This window comes from Acidobacteriota bacterium, assembly GCA_016208495.1.
GTDB lineage: Bacteria > Acidobacteriota > Blastocatellia > Chloracidobacteriales > Chloracidobacteriaceae > JACQXX01.
Genome location: JACQXX010000088.1, coordinates 39,064 through 62,795 on the forward strand (window position 1 = coordinate 39,064; position 23,732 = coordinate 62,795).

The following is a 23,732-nucleotide window of genomic DNA, read 5'->3' on the forward strand; positions in this document are numbered from 1 at the left end:
TCCCGAACTGGTCGGCACTGATCTTTTGGCAAGGCAATGCTATTTGGTGCGAAATTCAGGTCCTTCGCATCACTAACCACTAACCACTTTTTTCATTCTCAGTTCTTGATTCTCAATTCTTCATTCTTGCATTCAGAGGTGGGTTATCTACGAGAAGTTAAAAACAACCGCCAAGCACACTTTGATTTTTGGCGTCGGAGGCATCGTCAACCGGGCATTGGGCTTTTTGTTGTTGCCGCTCTATTTGACTGAAATTCGCACCCGCGAATATGGCGTGTTGAATTTAATGATGATTGTCCTGCAGATGGTGAATCTGGTGCTGGCGCTTGGGTTGGGGAATGCATTGATGCGTTCCTACTACGATTTTGAAGAAAGTGAGCGCCCACTGATCACAGCCACTGCGTTCTTTTTTCTGCTCATTCTGTGTCTGGTGGTGCTGACACCCATGTTTTTCCTGGCACCGCAGTGGGCGGCACTGGTGCTGCAAGATCGGTCAGGACGCTTTGTCCCGCATTTTCAACTGTTGTTTGTGATTGCGTTCTTCCAGATTTTGAAGCTGATTCCAGACGCGGTGCTTCGGATCAAAATGGAATCAATCCGCTATACCTCAACCGTCACGGTCGCATTTTTGCTCCAGCTTTTGACGATTATTTACTTTGTCAAAATTGAACAGATCGGCATTTACGGCATCTTGATTGGAACGCTGGTCGGCTCAGTCGGGGAAACCCTGGGGCTGTTTTACTGGATGCGATATGACTTGAAATGGGGCTTTCACTGGGCAGAACTCAAACGAATGCTTGGCTTTGGCAGTCCGTTGATTTTCGGGCGGTTATCGGCAATGAGTCTGCAGTCAATTGACCGATTTTTGCTCCAGATCTTTGCCACGACGCCCAATGCCGGCCAGCGTGAAATCGGTCTGTACGGAATGGCAAACAATGTTTCTGGTGCCATCACAATGCTGGTCACGACGCCATTTGGGGCAGTGTGGCCTTCAATGCAGGTTTCGGTGATGAAAGATCCGGATGCGCCGGAGTACTACGCCCGGATTTTGACTTATGTGCTCTACATTGCGAGCGTTCTGGCATTGGGCGCCGCCTGTGTGACTGGCGACATCTTCCGCTATTTTGGCTCTTATGTCGAATCAGCCTCAGTCGTTCCCATGCTGGCCATGGCTGCTGTGCTGGATGCTGCCAGTCAGGTGCTCAGCGTCGGCATTAATATCAAGCGTAAAACATTTGTGAATCCAATGATTTACATTTCAGCAGCGCTGGTCAATATTCTGCTGAATTTGTATTTTATTCCCCACCATGGAATGCGCGGCGCCGCGTTTACCACGGTGGTTGGCTTTGTCGTGCTGTGCTTTTTGCGCGGCTATGTCTCACACGCCTACTTGCCGGTGCCGTATGAATGGAAACGCCTGATTCACTTATTTCTGATCAGCATTGGCTTGTACTGGGCCAGTACCTTCATTGTGACTGGTCGAACCGTGGTTGATTTTATGTTACATACTTTGGTGGCGCTCAGTTTGCCGCTTTGCCTGTGGCTGACCGGCTTTCACGATGAAAAAGAAGAGCGAAAACTTCGTGAATATTGGGCTCGTTTCCGACACCAACCCGAAGCTGTGGATTCTGAGCGAAGTAGCGAACCAAAAGCGAGTAGCGAGTAGCGAGTAGCAAGTAGTCAATCCAGGGAAAAAGCGAAGTAGCAAAATCACCCAGTCACCCAGTCACTCAGTCCCCTTGTCCCCTTGTCACCCAGTCACCTTGTCATCTTGTCATCCCATCACCTTGTCACTCTGGCATTCCACGTGCACAAAGCCGCTTCAGACGAGTCGAACATTGAAAAACTCAATTCAATGTTGAATTTAACTTTAATTGCATTGGTCTGAATGCTTTCAATACACGATGGAGGTCGGAATGCCATTATTTAAGACAATCAGTGCGGCTGTGTTTGGAATTGATGCCTACACAGTGCAGGTCGAAATTGATTTATCACCCCGCCTGGAATCCTCTGAAAAACAGCCACCGGTGACGATGGTCGGGTTGCCGGATGCGACGGTTCGTGAAAGTCGCGAACGGATTCGGGCCGCGATTCAAAACTGCGGATATTTCTTTCCATTTCAACGAATTATCGTCAATTTAGCCCCAGCGGACATTCGCAAGGAAGGTTCGGGTTTTGATCTTCCGATTGCGGTTGGGATTTTAGGTGCTGTCGGTGACATTAAAGATCGGCGGATTGAAGAGTCGCTGCTGGTCGGCGAACTGTCGCTTGACGGACGGTTGCGTCCGGTCAAAGGAGCGCTTTCGATGGCGCTCAAAGCACGTGACCGGGGGATCAAATATCTCTTCATGCCGCGCGAAAACAGCCATGAAACAGCGGTTGTGACTGGCATTGATACCTATGCCGTGGAGTCACTTCCCGAAGTGGTGTCGCTGCTCAATGCTGATGAACTCCCACCACCGCTCAAAATTGATGTCACGCACCTGATCGAAGAAACCAACAGCCATCACCCGGATTTTCGGGATATTCGCGGCCAGTTTCACACCAAACGGGCACTTGAAGTGGCGACAGCGGGAGGTCACAACATTCTCATGATTGGGCCTCCGGGATCTGGCAAAACCATGCTGGCCAAGCGGATTGCGGGCATTTTGCCGGCGCTTTCCTTTGAAGAAGCCCTCGATGTGACGCGCATTCACAGCGTTGCCGGGCTAACCGGAGCGCAAGGGCTGGTGACGACACGTCCATTCCGGGCACCCCACCACACAATCAGCGATGCTGGATTGATTGGGGGCGGCAGTGTTCCTCGACCCGGAGAAGTCAGTCTGTCGCACAACGGCGTGCTCTTTCTCGATGAACTCCCTGAATTTGAACGCAATGTGCTGGAAGTGATGCGTCAGCCGATTGAAGACGGCAAAGTCACAATTTCGCGGGCTGCGGTGTCGCTGACCTTTCCGTCGCGCTTTATGCTGGCAGCGGCGATGAATCCCTGTCCTTGCGGGTTTTACAATGACCCGACGCGCGAGTGCAGTTGCTCTCCGGTGCAGATTCAACGCTACATCGCCCGCATTTCAGGGCCATTGCTGGACCGGATTGACATCCACGTCGATGTGCCAGCCGTGAAATTTCAAGACCTGGCCGGTGAAACTCCGGGTGAGCCATCAGCTCCGATTCGGGAGCGAGTCACAGCGGTTCGTGATCGTCAGCTCAAGCGATTTGCCAAAGAGAGAACTGGTACTGAACGAGTTTTCTGCAACGCCCAGATGCCACCGCCGTTGATTCGCAAGTTTTGTCGAGTATCTGAAGAAAGCAAAAAACTGCTCGAAAACGCCATTACCCGCATGGGGCTTTCGGCGCGGGCCTACGACCGGATTCTCAAAGTCAGCCGCACGATTGCCGACATGGAAGATGCCGCCGACATCGCGCCATATCACGTTGCGGAGGCGATTCAATACCGCAGTCTGGACCGAAGTTACTGGATGTGATGCAGCTTGCTGGTTGCCATCACGATTGATGAACTGTAGTGTAGAAAAATTACGGGGCTATCCTGGTAGAGCAAAGTCAATAAAAGTGTGTCAACTTTTAAAATATAAAGGAGTTCAACATGCATTGCTTTGAATTAGATCTATGTGTGGCTACAGAAGACATTAAGTTAGATTTCACAGGTTTTCCTTTCCTTCCATGGTCAGACTATCTGTTAAACCCACGTCGTCTTCGGGGAAGTGATTTTCTAATGCGTTGGTCACAAGGCGTTTGGAGTGAAGAGCGAGTCACACAGGCGGTCAATCAAACAGAACATTATTTTGCTTTACCATATGGCCCTAGTGGAACTGCACCTGACGATGATCCACGAAAGTTTGAACTTTATTTTGAACGATTGGAGGAAGCTGGGCTTGGAAAAGTTAAACGACCAGACCTGTTGATTTTTCCAAAAGCAGAAGCACCGTTGATTAATTCGGTTGTTACTGATCTTGGAGGAGTCAAAGAACTCCCATTTATTCCTGAAACCAATGAGAGGATAAAAACAATTCTCTCCAAAGCACTGATTGCCATTGAGTGTGAAAACAGTCTGTGGCGGGCAAACAAGATGCCCAATTACAATACTCCCTTGACCCCTCAACGTCGTTTGGCTGGTAAACCAGGATTAAAGAAAGCGGCTGTTTTACCAACTGTAATTGTCAAGGGTGAAGATCTTCATCCTTTGCGAAGTTGGCAGGACCAAACAGGGGTGAATATCCATATCTGGCATATTTTCTATGATTTGGCGTTTGGGATAAGTTTGAATAGAGTGAATGAACTAATTGCTGATGGGTTGATTGAGCCCACAACCCAGGTTTTTCAAGCACCAGGCGGGGCAACGACGAAGAAGACAATCTACAAAATCTACCATCACTATGCTTACCTTCTTGGTCAGGCAGAACAAGAGCCTGAACTAAAACCAATGCACATTGAAGATTCAAATGGACATATTTTGCCGTTTGTGAAATTTGAGGGAGGTAGTTTGGTATTAAGTCAGGAATGCTTGCAGGTCCTGGGCGGTATAAGAGAGGAAAAAGCAAATGGGTAAGTCTCATCAAAAGCTTCCAGCATCTGGCCCTGAGCGTGAAGCTCTCAGGCAAAAAGGGCAGTTCTGGACGCCTACCTGGGTTGCCGAGGCCATGGTCAGTTATGTTGTCGGCCCCGAGAGCCGATCCATATTTGATCCAGCGGTGGGGGCTGGTGCTTTTTTTCGAGCCGCACAAAAAATTGCTTCTGAACGTGGTCAACCCATTACTTTTTTAGGAACCGAAATTGATCCAGATGCTTTGCAGCTTGCCAGGCAAACAGGTCTTTCTGAAGCTGACCTGGCCGGAGTTCAAATCAGGGATTTTGTTTTGGATCCTCCATCAATGACTGTGCCTTCAATCGTCGGGAATCCACCTTATATCCGACATCATCGGTTATCTGCTGAGGTGAAGTCAGAGTTGCGTCAACTGGCAATTGAGGCAATCGGAACTCCACTCGATGGCCGGGCCGGGTTCCATGTCTACTTTCTTATTCAAGCCCTCCGGCATTTGTCACCAGGTGGGAGACTCGCCTTTATTGTCCCGGCTGATATTTGTGAAGGAAAGTTTGCTTCAACGTTGTGGAACTGGGTGACTCGCCAATATTGCCTGGAGGCGGTGATGACCTTTGCCTCAGAAGCATCACCTTTTCCTGGGGTCGATACCAATCCGCTGGTCTTTTTAATTTGCAACCAACCACCTCAAGATCATTTTTCCTGGGGGATGTGTTTATCAGCTCAAACCAGTGATTTGAAACAATGGGTTGAATCCGGTTTTTCACGTGCTGGTCAGAATTTAAAGATTGAGCGCCGACAATTGACGGAAGCTTTGGCCACTGGATTTTCAAGGCCACCGCAAGCTAAAACGGAAGGTCCAGTTCTGGGTGATTTTGCTCGGGTTATGCGCGGAATTGCGACTGGGGCCAATGAATATTTCTTTCTGACCCGAAAACAGGCTATTGAATTTGGGCTGCCTGACGAATTTCTTATTTCAGCCATTGGACGTACCCGTGATGTCCTGGGGGACGAAGTCACGGATGAACATTTGCAACAGCTTGACCTGGCTGGTGTTCCGACGTGGTTATTTTCTCCTGATGGTCGTGACTGGGAACAGTTTCCGTCTGCCGTCAAAGCCTATTTGAAGCGTGGTGAAGAATTAGGAATTGATCATCGAACACTGATTGCCACTCGTCGCCCGTGGTACAAAATGGAAACCCGGGTTGTTCCTCCATTTTTGTTTGCTTATTTGGGGAGGCGAAGTGTGAGGTTTATCCGAAATTCAGCCGGAGTTCTGCCATTAACTGGATTTTTGTGTGTCTACCCATATTGCACCGAGGCTGAGTTTTTGGCGAAATTCTGGAAAATCCTCCAACATCCTGAAACGATTGCTCATTTGGCTCTGGTAGGGAAATCATATGGATCCGGCGCGATCAAAGTTGAACCACGTGCTTTGGAAAAGCTTCAACTCCCAACCAATGTCATGAAGCAATGTGGATTGCCGATTTCGAGTCAGACACAAGCAGTACGCAAAGCTCAATCTCAAGTACTGGAAAACACCAGAGAAGCAGTTCAGTTGTCGTTATTTGCAGTCGGGGATGAGGAAATGGCAACGTGGAGATGATTTGAGATTGAGGGATCGAAATTTAAAAGTTTGATAAATTCGGTCGAGAGAGCATTTCCAATTGCATTTTATCTCCAGACAGTGAAAATCCCCTCCGCACATCAGTTCATTTACTTATTCACAAATCACGTCAATTGAATAACTCCCGAGGTCGTATGGAAGGCACTTCTCCTTTTACCCATATTCAGTTTGCCGTTTCCAATCGTGTGGCCTATATCGTGCTCAATCGCCCGCCAATGAATGTGCTGACGATCAAATTGATGCGCGAAATCAATAATGCCCTGGATCTGATCAGCAAGATGCGGCCTGGGGAAGTGTGCGCCGTGGTGTTTGTGGCAGCGCCTGGGTCAACCGCTTTTTCAGCCGGGGCGGCGGTCGAAGAGCATCGCCCCGAGATCGTCTATCAGATGATCCAGGAATTTCACAACATTTATCGAAATTTGAATTTTTTGGGGAAACCCGTGGTTGGGGTCGTCAACGGTCAGGCACTCGGTGGTGGATGTGAACTGGTGGCATTTTGTGATCTGGTACTGGCTGTGCCAACCGCCAAGTTTGCCCAGCCCGAAATTCGGCTTGGCGTGTATCCGCCGATGGCTGCGATTCTGCTTCCTAAAATTATTGGGGTTCGGCGGACGGCACAGATGCTTTTAACTGGAGAAGTGCTGGATGCCCAGGACGCTCAACGACTGGGCCTGATCAATTACATTGTCGCTGAAGATCAATTGGCCACTAAAACCGAAGAACTCCTCAATGTCCTGCGCAATTTTAGCGGGCCGGTGCTCGAAGCCACCCGCCGGGCGATCCATACGGCTACACATCACGATGTTGAGGAAATTATGGAAAAGCTCGAAGACCAGTATTTAAATCAGTTGATGAACCTCCACGATACCCGCGAAGGACTCGAAGCCTTTCTCAACAAACGCAAACCGGTCTGGCAGCACAAGTAAAACCTTTAGGGTTCAGGGTTCAGGGTCTTGTCATTACCCAAATTTTTTCTGCTCTCTAAAATTGGGCCTCAATTGCCTTCGTAAGTTGTTGATTCTGGGTTCTGGGATTTTCAGGATAATCAGTGGTCAACTCAGACAATAGCCGAAAAACAATTTCAGTAACTCTTTAAATTTGCTGAGGTTTAGAGGCAAGTCAAAAAAATTCCTTCTGTCACAAATCCTGTGATGACAAACTTAAGAGGAAGCATTTGAACCAATAAACCCTTTCGTTTTGGTTCAGAGAAGTTCCCAAATCAATTCCATCACAGGATTTGTGACAGAAAGAAAAAATTTGGGTAATGACAAGGTTCAGGGTTCAGGGTCCAGGAAAAAGACAAAAAGGACCAAAAGGACATAAACCCTGAACCCTGAACCCTGAACCCTGAACCCTGAACCCTGAACCCTGAATTTCAGCTTCGCTTCCGGATGTTATTTTCCCAGTGCTGCATCCAGTTTTTCACTTCTTTTTGAAGCAGGTTGTAATCCATCGGTAGTTCTTTAATGTCGGTGCGCATTGATTCAGGCAACTGGTTCAGATCGATATCACTACGGCGAACCGGGACGCGAGCAAACTGGTTGGCGGCAAAGATGAGACTTTCGGGGGTGGTGACAAATTCGTAGAACCGTTTGGCGGCTTCCAAATTGCGAGTTCCTTTCACAATTCCAATCCCATCCGTCACAATCGGCGTCCCGCTTTCCGGGTAGCGGAAGGCAAGCGGCAATTTTTTCTGTTGATGCAGGATCACGTCCGGCAGGTTCCAGAGCGTGACGAGTCCTTCGCCGCGCCCGATTTTCTGCATAAGTTGAGTGCCATCCGTGGTGTAGTCTTTGGTGTTGGCATCCAATTTTTTCAGCCAGTCATAGCCACCCTGCGGACCATTGGTCGTAGCCCAAAATCGCAGAATCATCGCCCCGAAGATTGTCCGCATGGTGTCGGATTGAAGTGGTTGCCGGATCAAAACTTTACCTTGCCAGCGTTCGCCCAGCAGGTCATCCCAATCTTTTGGAGCCTCAGTTTCGGGAACTAATTCTTTGTTGTAGACAATCACTTCCGGCGTCAAATAGGTGGCATACCACTGATCCTGCGCATCGTGCATGGTCGGTTTGACGAGCCCGCCCCAGGTCGGTTTATAGGCTTCAAGTACTCCTTCCTGGACACCAAGGTCAAAAGTAAGCGACGACGCCCCCCACCAGACGTCAGCCTGTGGGTTGGCGCGTTCCAACGTGAGCCGGTTCAGAATGTCCTGAGACGCCAGATCCTGAAACTGGACATCAATCGTTGGGTTCGCCGCTTCAAATCGTTTTTCAAACTCTTTCAGGAGTTCTGGTCCGTGCGGAGTGTAGACCAGCAAGGTTGTTTTCCCGTTTCCACCGCAGGCAGCCAGGGCGGCAAGAGCAAGGCCAAGCACCACTGCCAGGCTAAGGTTTCGAACAGGTCGCCAGTCTAATTTCCAAAGTCGTCTCATTTTTATGTCTCCTCTTTGTGGTTGGGGCAATTGAAGGGATGAGGGATGAAAGAAAACCAATTCTTCAACTCGATGTCTTCAGCCCGACGTCTTCAGCCTCAAGTAAATGTCAATTGCAGACCGCTTGTCGAATCATAGTGCCGGATGTCACCAATGACTTTTCAGATTGCACAGGCTGGCGGCATTATGGCAGCGCATTGTGAACAGTGATTTCCTCTGAATTGATTGTTTCAGGTGTAATGCTTGTGAGTTAGTGTGAGAAAGCTACGAGTGTAACAGCGAGTTCTCCTCTCGGTTCTACACTGTCAATTTTATAGACCTGCCACTTCCAAACAGGTAATGGAAAGCTGGCAGGTCTCATTTTTTTTTGGATGAGTCAATCGTCATACCAGTTTGTAGTCAGTAGTCAGTAATGCCAGTTAACGGCTGAAGTGGTTCGTTGGTCCTCATCCCGAAGATACCGTCTTGAATGTCAAGCAAGGGATAGTGCCAGGTTAGCCGGTGGTCAGCGTCGCTTTGGACGCGCCACCACCTGCGGGTCAGTTCCAGATTGCCCCACCCGGCCAGCCGCCGCCATAGGCGGCGGCTGGCCGGGTGGGAAAAAAGTGGGGAATGACCCGAATTCCCAGGGCTCGAAGACTCACCCTTGGCTACGAGCCGGTGTCTACTTCGTAGACTGAGAACCAAAACCAATTCAACTCTTAACTGGCATCAGTAGTTAGCGGTCAGGATTAATACATTCCAGGCAATCGTATTTTGTTCAAATAACTCAGTTTATGACTGGTTGGCTGGATGAGAACTGTTCGTGGGAAGCAGTTGTCGTTGTCTACTGACTACTGACCACCAGCAAAAAACTGTTATAATTCACAACCTGCAAGTCATCATTGAAATCCAAGTCCGTGAGTTTATCTCCAACTCTGAACTCTGAACTTTTCATTCCGAACCTCCAACTCTGAACTCCAGGCCCTATTCCGAGGTTAACGCCCATGTTTCACAAATTGCTTGTTTCACTGTCATTGTCGTTGCTGCTGGTATCAGTTTCATTTGGTCAGAGCGGGCGTGGCCGACCTCAACCACCACAACCGAAGCCACCGGCCTCGACGAAGCCGACAGCCACATCTCCCACTGGAACAGCACCTTCCGCAGATGGAAAAATTGCACCAGGTGGGCAGCTTTCTGACATTTCCCAGGTTGGGTTGACCAATCGGTATGTGTTTCGCAATGGATTGACGGTGATTTTGAGCGAAGACCACAGCACGCCGATTGTCAGCTTGCTGGCTTTTGTGAAGACCGGAACGGCTGATGAGCCGGAGGCTACTCGCGGCGTGGCCCGCGTGACAGGTGAAGCCTTGCTGCGTGGTACGACCGCGCATCCAGGCGATGGCTGGCGACAACAGGCGGATTTGGCTGGAGCGCGATTTCAGGCTGACGTTGATCTGGTCAGTACCCGGATTGGCGCCAGCGGGCCAGTCGAGAGCGCAGCGACGATGGTGCAGTTACTGGCTGAAACCCTGATTCGTCCAGGGTTTACCGAAGCTTCTATCGCTCAAGCAATTCAAACGGTTCAGCGACAACTGGCCATTCAGGCCGAAGATGCCGCCCGTCTGAGTGCGGGTCGCTGGTTAAGCACGGCATACCCTCAGCATCCACTGGGTCGGGCCGAAGTGACTCCGGAGCAACTTTCCGCCCTCAAGCCCGACGTGGTGGCGCAATTTCACACAGCGCACTTTACTCCCAAAAACACAGTGATTTGCCTGACGGGAGATATGATTGCTCCGGTGGTGCTCCGGACGTTCCAGCAAAGCTTCGGCGCCTGGGCGAGTACGGCGGTAAGTCCAAAATTGCCGGAACCAGGTCAAACGGCGCTCCACTATCAAGAAGAACGTGGGGCAACCACGGCCTCCTGGGTCCATATCGGCTATCCGGTCGTGTTAAATGCTGAAGAATCAGCGGCTTTTGAAGTGCTGTGTGCCGTCCTTGGACGTGGGCGCGGGGCACGCCTGGTGCAAAGCCTGCGCGATCAGCGGGGAATTGTGTCCGACATCCAGGTGGACTATGTGACCAATCGCAATCTGGCTCATTTTCTGATTGGGTTGCGAGTCAAACCGGAATCAATTGATCGGGCCGAAGCCCTGACGTTTGAAATCATTGAGCGGCTCCGGCGTGAGCGAATTTCAGAAGCTGATCTACAACGGGCTAAATCTTTGCTGGAAAAGGATTTTCTGACGCAAATCGAATCAAGCCAAAATCAGGCCCGGACGCTGGCAAAGGTTGAAGCCACGGTTGGGTTTAAAGCCTGGACAACATCGCAATCGCGCATCAATCAGGTGACAGCGGAGCAAATTCGAGCTGTTGCCGCTAAATATTTAATGTTGCCGAAAGCAACCGTGCATGAATTCCAGTCGCCAACGGCGCCGCTCCGAACATTCACGCCGGAAAAATATGCCGAGACCGTCAACATTCTAGTTCCAGCTTCAGCTCAAACGGAAATTCCATCCGAAGCCATTACCGATGCCAAAGCCGTTCCGATGATCAAACAGGGAACGTCCCGTCAGAAACAACAGGAGGTTGGAAAATTCATTGTGATGGCTCAGGCAGAACCGGTGAAGGACTATTCGACGCTTCGTGGGCCACGCGCTTTTGTGCGGGTTGACCCCAATCGGCAATTACTGGTGATGGGGCTGTTTTTTCAAGGTGGGCGCACACTGGAAGATGAAACCACGAGTGGCATGACCGAATTGATGTTGCGGTCAATGTTACAAGGGACGGCCAAACAGCCAGGTGATACCCTGGCGTCGGAACTGGAGCAACTCGGCGGGGAAATCCGAATTGTCAACGACCCTGATTATTTTGGATTGGAACTGGAAATCCTGTCGCGAAATGGTGAAGAAGGGCTCCGGCGGCTGGTGGATGTAATTGAAAATCCGACCTTCGATAAAGAAGCCGTCAAGCGCGAACGCGAACGCCTCCTGGCTGATCAACAGGCGCTGGCCAATGCGGGAGGCGAAACAGCTTTGGATCTGGCCCGATCAAGTCTGTTTGGCCAGCATACCTATGGATTTCCTCGATTGGGTACCAACGTTGTGGCGAAAATGACTGAAATTGATGTCCAGCGATGGTTGGAGCGCACCGTCAAACGACAGTACCCGCTGGCGGTTATCGTCGGAGATACCGAAGGTTCGGTATTGGTGTCACGTGTGCTGGTGGATGGGTTCAATCGGGATGAAACTGACCGCTCGATCAAAGTTCGAGTCACCGAGCCAAATTCAAAACCAGTTGAGCAAGGTGGAACCAGCCTGCGTCCGGTCAGTCATCTGAATCTGGTCTGGCTGGCCCCCGAAGGTCAAAAATCAATGGCCGCCGAATGGCGGGTCGTCGCCGAAGTGATTGCCTCACAGTTAACCCGCCAGGCTGAAGCTTCCAAACTGGGCAGCGCTATTTTTGACAGCCGGTATCTGCCACATCTGCAGTATGGCGAATTGATGCTGACTGCTGGAAGCACGGTTGCTGAAGCATCCAAACTCCAGTCAATGGTGGAGACCTTTATCAAGGGAATGGCCACTTTTGAAATTTCCGAGCCTGAGTGGCAAGGCGCCTGCCGCCGGGCTGCGACCCGCGAAGCTCAAGGGATTGAAACATTTTCAGGTCGCGCCCGAGCCTATGTGACGGCTGCATTTATGGCGTTGCCGGTTGCCATTGTGGAGCGCAATATTGAAAATGCCCTCCGAGCTGGGAGCGAAGATGGCAAAAACGTCTTTTCAACGTTGGGACAAAGCCTGCCTGGACGCGGGGTCATCCGGGGCACAGCCCTTCCCGCAACACCTGCCGCCGCTCCACAAAAAGAAACACCCACTTCTGGAAAGTGACCCAACCGTGTATTCTTTGAAAATTCTTTTTGAAGACCGTGTTCAACGGCTGGAACAACAATCTTCCCAAAACTAAATCGTGCACTGATTTGAGGGGTATTTCGCAGAGGAACGGGATTTGAAACACGAATTATCAACTTTTGAGTTTGAAGTAGTGGTGTTGGATGCTGAAGGCAGTCCAATTGAACAGGGAACAGGTATTTCACGCCAGTTTGTCGAACGAATTTCAAGCACCGCATCGCTCGATATGGTTGAAATTCCAGGCGGTTCTTTTCTGATGGGGTCACCTGAATCCGAAGGTGATATTGACGAACGGCCTGTCCATTGGGTCTCGATGCCATCATTTTTCATGGGGAAATATCTAATCACTCAGATGGTGTGGCGTGCAGTTGCCGGCCTTCCAAAAGTCAATCATGACCTTGTACCGTCACCGTCGCATTTTGAAGGTGAGTTGCTCCCGGTTGAAAACATCAACTGGTTTGATGCGATGGAGTTTTGCGCCCGACTGACACAAGCCACCGGGCGTACCTATCGCCTGCCGAGCGAAGCCGAATGGGAATATGCCTGTCGTGCCGGTACCACGACGCCGTTTGGTTGTGGTGAGACCCTCATTTCCGATCTGGCCAATTTTGATGCCAGTTGCCCATATAAAGCCGAACCCCAGGGAATTTATCGCGCCAGAACCGTGCCGGTCGGGGCGTTTGGTGTGGCAAATGAATTCGGACTCTATGATATGCACGGCAATGTTTGGGAATGGTGCCAGGATGTGTGGCACGACAATTATGAAGAAGCTCCAACTGACGGCAGTGCCTGGCTTGAAGGTGGGAATCAGGAATTGCGGGTGCTGCGCGGTGGTTCGTGGGATTATGCCGGTTATGGCTGCCGGTGTGCGTTCCGGGATCGGGGGAATCCGAAAATCGCCAGCCCATTTAATGGCCTGCGAGTCGTTGCCAGTGTGGAGTAATGAAAACCAGGGCTGAAGAAAACGGGCTGAAGAAAACGGACTGAAGACTCGCAGGCTCGGGGCTGAAGAAAACGGGCTGAAGACTCGCAGGCTCGGGGCTGAAGAAAACGGGCTGAAGACACTCGCAGGCTCTGGGCTGAAGAAAACGGGCTGAAGAAAACGGGCTGAAGACTCGCAAGCTCGGAGCTAAGAGCCAAAAAACACCTTGTCACCTTGTCACCTTGTCACCTTGTCACCTTGTCACCTTGTCACCTTGTCATTCAGTCACCCTGTCACCTTGTCGCCTTGTCACTGTTCTACCTGGGGGCCAGCAACTGGACCTTCATTATTCCAGGTTGAGCGGCAAAGCGAAACGCGTCGAGGGCTTGAGCGAGTGGGAATTCGGCGCTGATGAGTGATGCCACTTCGATTGTTCCTGATTCCAGCAGCTTCAGGGAGTGCTCCAGCCGTCCACACCGTGACCCAACCACAGTGACTTCGGGAACCACAAAATTCTCGGCTTTGAGCGTCCAGTTTCCGTGAAGCGTTGATTTCAGGATGATGGTGCCACAAGGCGAAACCAGTTCCAGTGCCTGAGCAAAGGCTTGTGAATTCCCGGTGGCTTCAATTACCACATCAACGGCCTGTCTCAAGTCGGTATCAACGCCTCCTTCGTCCAGTATCCGGGTCTGAATTCCCACCTGTTCAGCCAGTGCCCGTTTGGTTTCATACTTACCAATCAACAACGGGTTATAGCCACTTGCCTTGAGCATCCGGGCAATCAACTGGCCAAGTTTTCCGTCTCCCAGGACCACAACTGATTGATCTGGTTTGATTACAACCTGTTCTAAAATTCGACAGGCTGCAGCCAGAGGTTCGGCAAACACGGCAACCGAATCAGATAATGAATCTGGGATAACGTGCAGATTTCTCAATGGAAGCGTGAGGAATTCGGCAAAGGCGCCGTCATATGACCGAATACCGAGTACCCGGCGCAGAGCACAGTGTCGGCTGTCTCCGCGATGGCATTCACGGCAGTTGCCACACCCAATATTGATGTTTCCAACCACGCGTTTGCCAATCCATTCTGGATCTGGCGATTCTTCGATAATTCCAACAAATTCGTGGCCAAGGGTTCCTGAAAAGCTGGCATAACCGCGAGTGATGGCCAGGTCCGTGGCACAAATGCCAGCGCGGGTCATTCGAATCAAGGCTGTACCGTCAGTTGCCGGCAATGAGATATCCTGCAGGGTAAGTTGATTGTGTTCAAAACGAAGTGCAAGCATGGTAAATCGGTGAATGAGCGAAATAGCAAAATAGCGAGGTTGCAAACCGTGAAAGTCGTGAGGGCACGTCTTTCTCAGGTCACACGCTCTTTTCTGAATGGGGAGTTCAACAATTGTGAAACACACTGAATGCTGGAAAATCAATCCAGAGGATCCAGAACCCGAGTTGCTGGCAGCGGCTGGTCAGGCACTACGGGATGGGAAATTGGTCGCTTTCCCAACTGAGACGGTCTATGGGCTGGGGGCGAATGCTCTTGATCGTCAAGCAGTTGCCGGTATTTTTGAAGCCAAAGGTCGCCCGGCAACCAATCCGTTGATTGTTCATTTAGCTGAGGTTGAACAGGTTCACACAGTTGCTGGCGAATGGTCAACTGTTGCAGCTCAACTTGCCGCCAGATTTTGGCCGGGACCACTCACGTTGATTGTCCCCAAATTGGAAGTTGTCCCTGATCTGGTAACGGCTGGAGGGCCAACCGTCGGCGTTCGGATTCCCGCCCATCCAGTCGCACGGGCATTGATTGCGGCTGCCCAGGTGCCAGTTGCCGCGCCCAGTGCGAACCGGTTTACCCAGGTTTCGCCAACCACGGCCCGGCACGTCCTCAAAGGACTTTCCGGGCGCATTGATCTGGTGCTTGATGGTGGGCCCACCCACGTTGGTATTGAATCAACCGTGCTGGATGTCAGTGTGTCGCCGCCAGTACTCTGGCGCTCGGGGATGATTTCACAAGTTGAATTGGAGCAACATATTGGCCCGATTGTGCTTCCTTACCAGCAACACACAACCGCGAACGTGTTGCCATCACCTGGACAACACCGAAAACACTACGCTCCAAAAGCTGATGTTCATCTGGTTCCATATGCCGACCGGGTTGCCTTGCGGCATACCCTGGAGCGTCTTTTGCCCGACTCACCTCATGGTGTTCCCTCAATTGGGTACATCGCTTTTGAACCAGCGCCGCTGGAGCATCCCGCCATGATGGTCAAAGTGATGCCAGCCAGACCCAGATCCTTTGCGCGAGAGTTATATGCCGTGTTTCACGCTATGGAAGATGCCGGAGTCGCCCACCTCATCATTGAAGATGTTCCGCCTGAATCAACCTGGAATGGCGTCCGCGACCGATTGCACCGCGCCGCCGTCCATTCATAAAGGCAGGATTTCGAATCTCCTGGTTTGGGTCGCGCCGTTGATTGCAATGATGGTGTGGGTTCACTTTTCAGTGCCGGGAAGCCTGGCTGCCCAAACACCAAAATCTGAATTACGAACCCAGAAATCTGAGCAAAAATACCCGGTAACCTCTTCTGAATACTGGTTTTCATTGAAAAATACGTCCGAGCGGTTGCGTGCTCCCGATGCACCCGACGAAGCCGAACGGTTTTATCTGAAAAAGCGAGTTCCTTCCGGTACCGTCTTTCCAGTTGAAAAGTTGATGGCTGGAAAACGCCAGATCGTGTCGTTGCCTCTATTTTCCAGTCGCCTGGGGCGGGTGTTGTCACCGCGTGGCGATCATTTCACGCTCAAGGCGCAGGCTGGAATTTCCGGTTGGGAGCCGCTTGGACCAGGGAACATCGGAGGCCGCACCCGAGTGCTGGTGATTGATCCGGCTGAAGCTCAAACGCTCTATGCTGGTGCAACGTCCGGAGGCATCTGGAAAACCACCAACGGCGGTCAATCGTGGCAACCACTTGGGGATTTTCTGGCCAGTCTGGCGGTCAACGCACTGGCTCTGGATGCGAAGTCATCGCCAGCGGGACGTGTGCTCTATGCCGGAACTGGGGAAGGATATTTAAACTTTGCCGCCCGGCGCGGCGCCGGAATCTTCAAAAGTACCGACAGCGGTCAAAGCTGGCATCAATTACCGGCCACGACGACCCCGGAATTTGCCTACGTCAACGATATTGTCCTGAGTCCAACCGATAGCCGGGTGCTCTATGTTTCCACTCGAACTGGTGTCTGGAAAAGCCTGGATACTGGTGAAACCTGGCAATCAATCTTGAAAACAGATGGTTCCGGCGGCCCAACTTCGACGATTGTTGAGACCCGGCAGGACACCGGCGCGCTCGATCTGGTGATTGAAGCTGATGAAACGACCCGGCAGGACATCCTTCTGGTGAGTTCTGGGAGTTTTCGCCCGGACGGTATCTATCGCTCAATTGACAGCGGGGCGACCTGGTCGCGAGTTTTAACGGCCTCCAATCTTGGTCGAGTTTCGATGGCCATTGCTCCGAGCAATTCGTCTGTGATTTATGCCCTGGCGTCACGGGTTTCCGGGCTTTTGCAGAATGTGTACCGCAGCACTGACCACGGTGCGACCTGGGAAGCCCGCATCGAAGGCACCTTTGACCCTGATCGCCTGGAATGGTTGCTGCTGACCAACACGCTTTTTGCCAGTTACCGGGGATGTGCTGGATTGCCAGGAGAATTTTTAAATCAAGGCTGGCACGACAACACGATTGCCGTTTCCCCAACGGATTCCAACACCATTTTTGTTGGTGGGATTGACCTGTTTCGATCCGATGATGGTGGTCGCAGTTTCGGATTGATCAGTTACTGGTGGCTGCCGCGAACGTCGCCAAATTTTGTGCATGCCGACCAGCACGCCTTTGTTTTTGATCCTGGATGGAATGGTGGTTCAAACCAGACGCTCTATGTTGGGAATGACGGCGGTGTGTTTCGGACGACCAATGCGCTGGCCGCCGTGGCGTCAGGGGCCAATCGGGGATTGTGCTATTACGACCCAAGCATTCCACCCGCAATAGCCTGGACTTCGCTCAATTCGAACTACGCCGTGACTCAGTTTTATCACGGAGCGGTTTATCCAGATGCCAGAGGGTTGATCGGAGGGGCACAGGATAACGGGGTACTCGTCGGCGCCCTCTATGAACCTGAAAACTGGCGCGAGATCATTCGCGGAGATGGCGGTTTTTGTGCCGTGGATCCAACCACATCTGGTGACACAACCGTGCTCTATGCTTCAAATATTGGTCTTTCGCTCGATAAATCCACCGATAACGGCGCGAGTTTTACCAGGGTGACGCGTGGTATTCGCGATGATTTTGATTTTATTGCCACCTATGCGCTCGACCCGAGTACCCCGCGCATTTTGTGGACCGGAGGTCGTCGTCCCTGGCGAACGACCGACGGCGCTGAAAGCTGGTCAGATGCCAGGGGTTCAGATTTTGCCACGACACTGGTGTCGGCCATTGCGGTGGCGCCGTCAAACAGTGCTTCGGTGTATATGGGGCTGGGTGGCGGTCAGGTTTTTCATACCATCAACGGCCTGGATCAGAATCCACGCTGGACGGTTTCCGCCGGGCTTCCACAAGGGTGGTGTAACGGGCTGGCGGTTGACCCACAGGATCCAAATCGGGCATATGCCACCTTTTCAACCTTTGGAGTTGGTCATGTCTGGAAAACAGTTGATGGCGGCCAGACCTGGAAAAATATTGATGGCAGCCCAGGTCGAGCCATTCCAGATATTCCGGTCAACTGCATTGCGGTTCACCCGACATTGAGTGGGATGTTGTATGTCGGAACGGATCTTGGAGTGTTGGTGTCAACCGATGATGGTCAAACCTGGAGCCTGGAAAACACCGGGTTTGCCAATGCTCCGGTCGAGGTTTTGGTGTGGGAAACTACTTCGCCATCCGGGGAAGTCGCGTTGCCACCGGTGCTCTATGCTTTTACCTATGGACGCGGGGTGTTTCGGGCTGAAATCAATCTGGCGCCACCAGTCGCACCGACCGCTTTACGTGTTGAATTTACGTCAGGCAGCCTGGAGCTTTCGTGGACTGACGCTTCAAGCGATGAAACGGCTTTTGTGGTCGAGCGGAGGATCGGGTCTGATTTGTTTCGACCACTGGCGAGTCTGCCACCTGACACCAGCCGGTTTCAGGATCAAAACCTTCAGGATGGAACCGCTTATGCCTATCGGGTTCGGGCAAATAGTCCAGGAGGTCGGTCAGCCTATTCCAACATTGTGCAATTGACGACACCAGGGATTGCCTCGCCCACCGAATTTCGAGTGCTGCCAATTAGCGCAACTGAAGTGATGCTTGAGTGGCGAGACAACAGTGACAATGAATCAGGGTTTGTGGTCGAACGTCGTCTTGGGACAGCCAGTTACCAGCCGCTGGCGACACTTTCAGCCGGCACAACCCATTTTCGCGAAGTGTTGCCGGTGGCTGATGGCAATGTGACGTATCGGGTCAACGCGATTGGACCGGCGGGGGCTTCAAGATATTCCACGGAAAGTCGTCCAATCCCCATGGCGCCAGTTGGGTTGAAAGCCGGTGCGGTTTCATTTGCCCAGGTTGATTTGACCTGGGCGGATACCAGTACCAACGAGGCTGGTTTTGTGGTGGAACGTCAGCGCGGAACAGAGAGTGCCTGGACGGTAATCACCCGGTTGCCAGAAAATTCAACCCGTTTCTCACATCGTCAGGTGTTGCCGGGAACCACGGTGAGGTATCGGGTCCGGGCCGTCAATCTGGCTTTTGCTTCAGAAAGTTCCAATGTAGTTCTGGTTGATGTCCCAGCGGTTCCGGTGGTCCCGTTGCCGCCGACAACACTCACTGTGATTTCGGCCTCCAGGTCAGAGGTGCGTCTGGAATGGCAGGACGCCAGTTCCAATGAAGACGGATTTGAGCTGGAACGTCGCCGGGCACGAGATACAAATTTTATCCGGATCGGCACCAGTCTGGCTGATCAACCGGTGTTTACCGACCAGGATGTGGTTGCGGGAACTGACTATGTGTATCGGGTGCGGGCCGTCAATGGCGGAGGAACATCACCTTTTTCCAACGAAGCGACCGCAACCACACCCGGCGTATCGCCTCCGGAAAGTCTGTCGGCCCAGGCGGCTTCGGCAACCAGGGTCAATCTGTCATGGGTTGACACCAGTTCGAATGAAACCGGTTTTGAACTCGAACGGCGTGCAGAAACCGAGACCAGTTTTCAAAAAGTGGCGACCATTGGCGCCAATAGAACGCAATGGGTTGATGAAGAGGTGATGCCAAAAACGCTCTATCAGTATCGGGTACAGGCATTTACCACCGAGGAATCTTCAGAGTTTTCGGCGGAGGCAACTGTTCAGACACCCGTGGCACCTCCGCAGATCACTGCTATTGCGCCGAAGAAAGCCAAGCCGGGAAAACTGGTGACGATCAGCGGGAACAATTTTGAAAATGCTGTGGTCTTTTTTGGGCAACTTCGGGTAAGCTTAGCGACTGCTTCTACAACCCAGCTTCAATTCTTTGTTCCACAAACCCCACGCGGAGAGGTCATTCTCACTCTCACGACACCGGGTGGCACAGCACAAATAAACTTCAGGGTAAAATAGCAGTTCCAAAATTGGGCATTGAAGGAACTAGGCGCTCAGCGTATATTCCTTCAGCACAAATCAATCACTATTATCCAGCGTGTCAAAATTGAGTTCACTTTTGAGGAATGCGCAGTCAAGTCATTCTGGGACAGCTTTTTTCGTCAGCTTGACGGGCTGTGAGGAGCCACACACGCGCTACTGCAGGGGATTTGGAAACTAATGACTGTCGATCAACTGAAACCAGACACCATGCTCTCTGGCCGCTATCGGGTTGTCAAACGCATTGGCGGTGGCGGGATGGGGAATGTTTATCTCGTTCAGGATACGCGGCTCAATAACCGGCAACGGGCCCTCAAGGAAATGATTGGTTCGTTTGCGGACGATTCGAGCCGTCAGAAGGCAGTCCAGGATTTCCATCGCGAGGCAGAGCTGCTGGCCAGCCTGGAACATCCTTCGATTCCAACCATTTATGACTATTTTGATGCTGATGGGCGCTACTACCTGGTCATGAAATTTGTCCCTGGTGGTGACCTGGAAGTCAAAATGCGCAAAAACGGTGGCAAGATCGAAGAACGCCAGGTGGTGGAATGGGCCGTCCAAATCTGTGATGTCTTAAATTACATCCACAACCAGAATCCACCGATCATTTACCGTGATCTCAAACCAGCCAACCTCATGATTGATGACACCATGCAGCCAGATCGCATTGTCCTGGTTGACTTTGGAATTGCCCGGTTTGTGGCGCCAACCCAAAAAGGGGTCACCGCCATCGGGACGATGGGGTATGCGCCACCGGAATTGTTTGCTGGGAAAGTTGAACCCCGCTCGGATGTGTATTCGCTTGGGGCGACCATGTTTCACCTGTTGACCGGTGTGAATCCGCAGGACAACCCGCTTTTGATTTTTGACTTCAATAAAAACCCGCGTCCCTGTGAATTAAACCCGGCGCTGACGCCTGAAATTGACAGTATTTTGTGCCGCTCCGTTGAACATAAAGCCTCAAAACGCTTTTCAGCGGCTGAAATGAAAGTTGCCCTTGAAGAACACTTAAAGTTTTTGGACAGCCCACGTCCAGCCAAGACCACCACCACGGCGCCGAATGCAACTCCACGGCTGGTGATGGTTGAACCGCCGATGAATGTTGCGTTCACACTGGAAAAAGAAACCCACTTGATCGGGCGCACCGATATGTATTCCGGGATTTTTCCAGAGATTGACCTCACGCCCTTTGAGAAAGAAACCAAAGTTTCGCGCCGCCATGCGACGATCTATCGCAAGGGTGATCAGTTTTATATTGAAGATTTGAAGAGTTCGAATGGGACGTATGTGGGAAATCTACGGCTGACGGCTCATCAACCCTATCTGCTTCAAAACGGCGACGAACTTCAGTTTGGCGGGACCAAACTGGTTTTTAAAACCCAATAACTGACAGGGTGACCAGGTGATTTTTTTCACCCTTCACCCTTCATCCCTCATCCCTTGAAAGAACCCTGAACTCTGGTTCTTTTTACGAATATCCGGTGAGGGACGGCAACCGCCCGGTTGACGATTTCAGAATTTCCATCCGCCCACGCTCCACTTCAGCCATAAACATTTGAATTTTCATCCGGTCCTTGCGACCGGGTGTGGCTGAGTCTTCGACTCCGGAAGACACATCCACGCCATAGGGTTTGACCGTCCGGAGGGCGGCTGCGACGTTTTCAGGTGTCAGACCGCCAGACAGGATGATGCGAGCATATTGTTTGGCGGCGGCGGCAATGCGCCAGTCAAAGAGCTTACCGATGGTGTTGTCTTCAGAATAGCCTTCAAGCAAGACCGCGCTGACCGGAAAGCGACGAATGTCTGAAAAATCGAAGCTTTCACTCACCCGCATGGTCTTAATGAGTCGCCACTGGCTGAACTGCTGGCAGTAGCCAGGGCTTTCGTTGCCATGAAGCTGCAGAATGCTGACCTTGGCGGTTTGGGCAATGGTGGTCACGGCTTCAAGGTTGAATTCGTTGTGAAAAACCCCGACGAGGGGAACAAAAGGTGGGAGCTTTTCAACGATTTCGCGGGCCGAGGAGGGAGCGATATACGAGGGACTCTTGTGGTTGAAAATAAATCCAAGCGCATCCGCACCGTAATCAAGCGCCAGCGCGGCATCCTGATATGACGTAATTCCGCAGATTTTCACCTTGACCATAGGGCCTCCGGTTGGTCGGCAGGGAGTCGAACCCGACACTGCCAGGTACAGGCATAATGGCGAGTCGCTGAAACGAATGGGTTATTCAACCAGAAAGGAACCGGCGTCAAATTCACCATCTGGAGTTGCCGTCGGCAATTTGGGTTCCCTCTGGCTGGTTGACTACTCGCTACTCACTACTCACTACTCGCTCTTCAACTGGCTATTTCCGCTTTGGACGGCTGTCGTGTGTGACCGGCAGTGTCTCGTTGACGCTTGAATGTGGGCGTGGAATCACATGCACGCTGATGAGTTCGCCGACCCGGCGGGCGGCTGCCGCGCCAGCATCAGTGGCGGCTTTGACAGCGGCCACATCGCCACGAACAATGGCGGTGACAAATCCGGCACTGATTTTTTCATATCCGATCAAGGTCACGTTGGCAGCTTTGACCATTGCGTCTGATGCTTCAATGACTGCCACCAGACCCTTCGTTTCGACCATTCCAAGTGCTTCCATAGGTATTTTGGATTCCTCGCTACTCTAAGATTCTCAAGAGAAAAAAAGTCGCTGGTACTGCCAAAAAAGCAATCCAGTTTGAAAAAAGATGTGTGTGATTGCACGCGGTTTGAGAAATGGAGTTGAACAACTACAGAAAAAGTCACCGCGCTGTTTGATACAACCTTTGTTGTTCGAATGCAAGTCTTGTCGCGCGATCAATCAAATCAATTAATTCGCGGCGTGTCAAAGTAATTGGTTCATTGAGCTTTTCGTCTGACAGGCCAGGCGTCGCCGGTGAGGGCCGCGAGGTAGTTTCTGATGACTCACAGTGAAACCCGGGCAACTCCGCCGAATACGAGCACGACTGGCAGCGCATTTCCGGCGGCATAAACCCGCCTTTTTCCCGAACTTCAATCAGTTTGGCAATCATTGGTGGCGTGAGTGGGCGGCCTCCGCCAAGCAAATGAGCCACCAGGCTGATGCGCGCAAAATGCTCAAGCGTTTCCATTCGGTTAAACGCCGTTTCCAAATCCGGTCCATAGGCGACGGCGCCGTGATTGGCCATCAGCAAGGCATCGTGTTTGTGGCACAGTCGGCGGAGGGCATCCGGGAGTTCTTTGGTTGATGGCGTTCCATATTCGGCCAGCGGAATACAGCCCAGAGTCAGCACCACTTCTGAGACCAGAGCCTGATCAAGCGGTAGTCCGGTGGCGGCAAAACCGGTTCCCACCGGAGGATGAGCATGAACCACGGCATACACATCAGGTCGTTCTTCATAAATCGCAATGTGCATAGCCAGTTCGGACGAAGCCCTGAGCCGACCTTCGACATGTTCGCCTTTGAGCGTTGTTTTGACGATCATGTCCGGCGTTAAAAGCCCTTTATTTTTACCTGATGGGGTAACGAGCAAAAATCCATCAGGCGTGCGAACGCTGACGTTGCCATCTCCGGCAACAATATAACTGCGTTCATAAAGTCGTTGCCCAACTTCAACAATCTGGGCGCACAGTTGCTGGTGTGTAGTGTCCATTCGAATTGAGATC

At 51.7% G+C, this 23,732-nt stretch carries 15 protein-coding genes; 10 read left to right on the forward strand and 5 right to left on the reverse strand.

Annotated elements, in window-relative coordinates:
- Positions 1–181: 181 nt before the first annotated feature.
- From HY774_18140 to HY774_18160, 5 genes are all read left to right on the forward strand, one after another.
- Positions 182–1,666 (forward strand): oligosaccharide flippase family protein, encoded by a 1,485-nt coding sequence (locus HY774_18140; GenBank protein ID MBI4750405.1) that lies wholly within the window; start codon positions 182–184, stop codon positions 1,664–1,666.
- A 250-nt stretch (positions 1,667–1,916) separates the two neighbouring features.
- Positions 1,917–3,482, forward strand: a complete 1,566-nt coding sequence (locus HY774_18145) for a YifB family Mg chelatase-like AAA ATPase (GenBank protein MBI4750406.1) — start codon at positions 1,917–1,919, stop codon at positions 3,480–3,482.
- A 119-nt stretch (positions 3,483–3,601) separates the two neighbouring features.
- A complete protein-coding gene (locus tag HY774_18150) occupies positions 3,602–4,564 on the forward strand; it encodes an AccI family restriction endonuclease (GenBank protein MBI4750407.1) in 963 nt (320 codons plus the stop codon).
- Positions 4,557–6,161 carry an N-6 DNA methylase gene (locus HY774_18155; protein ID MBI4750408.1) on the forward strand — a complete coding sequence of 535 codons (1,605 nt, stop codon included), beginning with the start codon at positions 4,557–4,559 and terminating at the stop codon, positions 6,159–6,161. Before HY774_18150 ends, HY774_18155 begins: the two co-directional genes overlap by 8 nt.
- A 155-nt stretch (positions 6,162–6,316) precedes the next feature.
- On the forward strand, positions 6,317–7,108 hold the full coding sequence (locus HY774_18160; GenBank protein ID MBI4750409.1) for an enoyl-CoA hydratase/isomerase family protein: 792 nt from the start codon (positions 6,317–6,319) through the stop codon (positions 7,106–7,108).
- Positions 7,109–7,557: 449 nt separating this feature from the next.
- On the opposite strand, the gene HY774_18165 is transcribed toward HY774_18160, so the two are convergent.
- Complete coding sequence (locus HY774_18165; GenBank protein ID MBI4750410.1) at positions 7,558–8,613, reverse strand: extracellular solute-binding protein; 1,056 nt, start codon at positions 8,611–8,613, stop codon at positions 7,558–7,560.
- A 986-nt stretch (positions 8,614–9,599) separates the two neighbouring features.
- Between HY774_18165 and HY774_18170 the strand changes: the two genes are divergently transcribed.
- Positions 9,600–12,479 (forward strand): insulinase family protein, encoded by a 2,880-nt coding sequence (locus HY774_18170; GenBank protein MBI4750411.1) that lies wholly within the window; start codon positions 9,600–9,602, stop codon positions 12,477–12,479.
- Positions 12,480–12,726: 247 nt separating this feature from the next.
- A complete protein-coding gene (locus tag HY774_18175) occupies positions 12,727–13,443 on the forward strand; it encodes a formylglycine-generating enzyme family protein (GenBank protein ID MBI4750412.1) in 717 nt (238 codons plus the stop codon).
- Between the two features lie 296 nt (positions 13,444–13,739).
- On the opposite strand, the gene HY774_18180 is transcribed toward HY774_18175, so the two are convergent.
- On the reverse strand, positions 13,740–14,708 hold the full coding sequence (locus tag HY774_18180; protein ID MBI4750413.1) for an alcohol dehydrogenase catalytic domain-containing protein: 969 nt from the start codon (positions 14,706–14,708) through the stop codon (positions 13,740–13,742).
- A 97-nt stretch (positions 14,709–14,805) separates the two neighbouring features.
- Between HY774_18180 and HY774_18185 the strand changes: the two genes are divergently transcribed.
- From HY774_18185 to HY774_18195, 3 genes are all read left to right on the forward strand, one after another.
- Positions 14,806–15,855, forward strand: coding sequence for a threonylcarbamoyl-AMP synthase (locus HY774_18185; GenBank protein ID MBI4750414.1), 1,050 nt, complete (start codon positions 14,806–14,808; stop codon positions 15,853–15,855).
- Positions 15,812–20,047: a fibronectin type III domain-containing protein gene (locus HY774_18190; GenBank protein ID MBI4750415.1), complete on the forward strand. Its 4,236-nt coding sequence runs from the start codon at positions 15,812–15,814 to the stop codon at positions 20,045–20,047. The genes HY774_18185 and HY774_18190 overlap by 44 nt, the downstream gene beginning before the upstream one ends.
- 201 nt (positions 20,048–20,248) lie before the next feature.
- Positions 20,249–21,454, forward strand: coding sequence for a protein kinase (locus HY774_18195; GenBank protein ID MBI4750416.1), 1,206 nt, complete (start codon positions 20,249–20,251; stop codon positions 21,452–21,454).
- 82 nt (positions 21,455–21,536) lie between these two features.
- On the opposite strand, the gene HY774_18200 is transcribed toward HY774_18195, so the two are convergent.
- The 3 genes from HY774_18200 to HY774_18210 form a co-directional block, all read right to left on the reverse strand.
- Positions 21,537–22,211, reverse strand: coding sequence for a phosphoribosylanthranilate isomerase (locus HY774_18200; GenBank protein ID MBI4750417.1), 675 nt, complete (start codon positions 22,209–22,211; stop codon positions 21,537–21,539).
- Between the two features lie 202 nt (positions 22,212–22,413).
- Positions 22,414–22,713: an ethanolamine utilization microcompartment protein EutM gene (gene eutM, locus HY774_18205; protein MBI4750418.1), complete on the reverse strand. Its 300-nt coding sequence runs from the start codon at positions 22,711–22,713 to the stop codon at positions 22,414–22,416.
- A gap of 136 nt (positions 22,714–22,849) precedes the next feature.
- Positions 22,850–23,719, reverse strand: a complete 870-nt coding sequence (locus HY774_18210; protein ID MBI4750419.1) for a class II aldolase/adducin family protein — start codon at positions 23,717–23,719, stop codon at positions 22,850–22,852.
- Between the last annotated feature and the right edge of the window lie 13 nt (positions 23,720–23,732).

Bases quoted from the DNA above. Each gene is read 5' to 3' on its own strand.
- HY774_18160 (MBI4750409.1), top strand. From the start codon at position 6,317: ATGGAAGGCACTTCTCCTTTTACCCATATTCAGTTTGCCGTTTCCAAT.
- HY774_18170 (MBI4750411.1), top strand. From the start codon at position 9,600: ATGTTTCACAAATTGCTTGTTTCACTGTCATTGTCGTTGCTGCTGGTA.
- HY774_18210 (MBI4750419.1), bottom strand. From the start codon at position 23,719: ATGGACACTACACACCAGCAACTGTGCGCCCAGATTGTTGAAGTTGGG.
- HY774_18190 (MBI4750415.1), top strand. From the start codon at position 15,812: ATGGCGTCCGCGACCGATTGCACCGCGCCGCCGTCCATTCATAAAGGC.
- HY774_18200 (MBI4750417.1), bottom strand. From the start codon at position 22,211: ATGGTCAAGGTGAAAATCTGCGGAATTACGTCATATCAGGATGCCGCG.
- HY774_18165 (MBI4750410.1), bottom strand. From the start codon at position 8,613: ATGAGACGACTTTGGAAATTAGACTGGCGACCTGTTCGAAACCTTAGC.
- HY774_18150 (MBI4750407.1), top strand. From the start codon at position 3,602: ATGCATTGCTTTGAATTAGATCTATGTGTGGCTACAGAAGACATTAAG.
- HY774_18180 (MBI4750413.1), bottom strand. From the start codon at position 14,708: ATGCTTGCACTTCGTTTTGAACACAATCAACTTACCCTGCAGGATATC.
- HY774_18155 (MBI4750408.1), top strand. From the start codon at position 4,557: ATGGGTAAGTCTCATCAAAAGCTTCCAGCATCTGGCCCTGAGCGTGAA.
- HY774_18185 (MBI4750414.1), top strand. From the start codon at position 14,806: ATGGGGAGTTCAACAATTGTGAAACACACTGAATGCTGGAAAATCAAT.
- HY774_18195 (MBI4750416.1), top strand. From the start codon at position 20,249: ATGACTGTCGATCAACTGAAACCAGACACCATGCTCTCTGGCCGCTAT.
- HY774_18145 (MBI4750406.1), top strand. From the start codon at position 1,917: ATGCCATTATTTAAGACAATCAGTGCGGCTGTGTTTGGAATTGATGCC.
- HY774_18175 (MBI4750412.1), top strand. From the start codon at position 12,727: ATGGTTGAAATTCCAGGCGGTTCTTTTCTGATGGGGTCACCTGAATCC.